Raw genomic sequence first — 2,981 nt, forward strand, 5'->3', positions numbered from 1 at the left:
ACCAACGGCTCTTTTGGCACATAAAACCGCATGTCCCAAACCTAATGGTTGCGGTTGGCGTACACTAATCACGGTAACATGCATCGGTAAAATATCTGTGATTTCTTTCAGTAAATCGAACTTCTTCTTTTGTTCTAATATCGTTTCAAGTTCAAAATTACGATCAAAATAGTTCTCAATCGATGCTTTTGATGAGTGAGTCACCAAAATGATCTGCTCAATGCCTGCTTCAACTGCTTCACGCACCACATATTCAATTGCTGGGCGATCAACCACAGTCACCATTTCTTTTGGAATTGATTTGCTCGCTGGTAAAAAACGAGTTCCAAGACCAGCGACAGGCAAAATTGCTTTCTTAATCATTTAATTTCTCAGTTTAATTCACTCTAACTTCATCACTACGCTTGTAGCCATCAACATAATATTCAAGCTGGGTTAATGCCCAATCAACGTCATGTTCGACCGCAGTCATTTGATTAATTCTATCAAAAATCAATTGAATTTCAGCTAATGGATAATGTTTCTCAAAAGACCGTAAAATACGAGTATGTTCTGTGTATTCTGTATTTTCTTGATCAATCAATAATTCCTCATACAGTTTTTCACCTGGACGCAATCCGCTATATGCAATTTCAATATCGCCATCTAAAGATCCAGCTTCACGTACAGTTAACCCGCTTAACTTGATCATTTGTCGAGCCAAATCTTGAATACGTACAGGCTCACCCATATCAAGCAGAAATACATCTCCTCCCGTCCCGAGTGCGCCTGCCTGAATCACCAACTGAGACGCTTCAGGAATCGTCATAAAATAACGTGTAACGTCTGGATGGGTTACGGTAATCGGTCCACCACGTGCAATTTGCTGCTTAAATAATGGTACAACAGAGCCTGAAGACCCAAGCACATTACCAAAACGAACAATACTAATTTGGGTATTGGGTTGTGTATCCGCAACTGCTTGGCAGTATAGTTCAGCCATTCGTTTTGAAGCACCCATCACATTGGTTGGACGTACAGCTTTGTCTGTAGAAATTAAAACAAAAGTCTCAACACCATTTTTAATAGCGGCATTCAGGCTATTTGCTGTACCAATCGAGTTGTTTTTCAATCCCGCGATTGGATTACACTCAACGAGTGGTACATGCTTATAAGCAGCTGCATGATAAACCGTCTGAATGTGGTACTGTTCAATAATGCGTTCTAGTTTTTGTTGGTCTTGTACTGTTCCTAAAATTGGAATAATTTCGCAATTCGCTGTCTGTCTCAACTCTTTTTCAATGTCATACAAAGCGAATTCTGTTAATTCATATAACACCAACATTTTAGGATTATTTTTGATGATCTGACGACATAATTCAGAACCAATAGAGCCGCCTGCACCTGTCACCATCACAATTTTATTTTGAATATTTTTTGCGAGTAGATGTGAAATAGGAGGAACTGGATCACGCCCCAACAAGTCAATAATATCAACTTCTTGGATATCTGAAATTTGAATTTCCCCATCAACCAGTTGAGTCAGTCCAGGTAATTCAGTAATTTTTAGATGCGCATTTTCAAACTGCTGAATAATTTCTGTCTTTCTTACGCGACCAACCGAAGGAAGTGCCAGTAAAATTTCCTCGATCCGATCTTTCTCAAACCGCTGTAATGCTTTTTCAACAGAATATACTTTTAAACCACCAACGATTTGGCCTTGTAATGATGCATAGTCATCTATAAAGAAAACTGGTAAATGATCATCTGAACGATGCAAGGCAGCGGCCATTTGTTGTCCAGCATCACCTGCACCATATATCGCAATACGTTTCCGACCAATTTCTGAATAAAATGAAGCCTTAATAATAAAACGGATAGAAGCTCGGCTAATCCAAACCCAAGCAAACATCATAAATCCAAACATAAATGGGATGGACATTGGAATATAAGCTTGTGTACACGTACTCAGGGTGTAGAGCGCGATCATGCTCAAGCTAACAGCGATCGCTAACTTAACAATAAATACTTCATTAAAGGTTCGAACAATAAAGCGGTAAACACCCGTGATTGCCAAACTCAAAATTGCAATTAAGGTGACAAGCAAAATCCCATGATCAATGCCTGGGATAATTTTGGCACCCAAATCAAACAAACGAATGACATAGCACAACCATAAGATCACTGGAAAAGCTAAAGCATCCAAGATAACAAGGAATATTTGCTTAAATAATCTTGGCGCAGAGGCAAATTGATGAATAATCTTTTTCACAATGATCTTCTAAACAACTCTTTAACAGTTTTATCTTTATAGACACTTCACTTTAAAAAGTCGAAATGCCTCATACATTTTTAATTCCATAATCAGGGATTAATTATAAACTCTGATTCTGGATATTACTCAATAATTTAATCATCAATTGCTTGTATCACGTTCTGAATAGCCACTACTGTTTTTGTAATACTATCTTCACTTAGTGTCGGATGTACCAAAAACATTAAACTTGTCTCACCAAGTTGCTGGGCATTTTCCAACCGCTCTTCAGGGCGCCACGGCGTATTATCAAAAGCGTGTTCCAAATACACCTCCGAACAAGAACCACTAAAGCAAGGCACATTTTGAGAATTAATCTCTTGCATGATTCTGTCCCGTGACCAACCTTCAGGTAATGCAGCCAAATTGACTTGTACATAGCATTTATAATACGCATGAACATAATCATTCGAAGGTAAGTGAACTGTAAAATATGGAGAATCGGCAAAAGTTTTTAGAATTTTTTCTGCATTCTCAGTTCGTTTCTGTGTCCACTCTGCCATACGTGTCAGTTGAATACGACCGATCACTGCCTGCATTTCCATCATACGCCAATTGGTTCCAAATGAATCATGTAACCAACGAAAACCTGACGGGTGTTGCTTGTTATAAACGCTGTCATAGCTTTTACCATGATCTTTATAAGACCACATTTTTTTCCAAAGCGCTTCATCATTCGTGGTGACCA

Annotated in this window: 3 protein-coding genes; all 3 read right to left on the bottom strand. The window is 38.6% G+C overall.

What is annotated here, in order from left to right; translation table 11 throughout:
• Positions 1-363: sugar phosphate nucleotidyltransferase (locus B4237_RS10835; protein WP_286943071.1), on the bottom strand; the 363-nt coding region annotated here is incomplete at its 3' end.
• 13 nt (positions 364-376) lie between these two features.
• Positions 377-2,251 (bottom strand): polysaccharide biosynthesis protein, encoded by a 1,875-nt coding sequence (locus B4237_RS10840; protein WP_004882105.1) that lies wholly within the window; start codon positions 2,249-2,251, stop codon positions 377-379.
• A 137-nt stretch (positions 2,252-2,388) separates the two neighbouring features.
• Positions 2,389-2,981, bottom strand: a 593-nt coding sequence (locus B4237_RS10845; protein ID WP_286943074.1) for a DegT/DnrJ/EryC1/StrS aminotransferase family protein, incomplete at its 5' end; no start/stop codon positions are given.

Source organism: Acinetobacter sp. UBA6526 (assembly GCF_002434875.1).
In the GTDB taxonomy this organism is placed as follows: Bacteria; Pseudomonadota; Gammaproteobacteria; order Pseudomonadales; family Moraxellaceae; genus Acinetobacter; species Acinetobacter venetianus.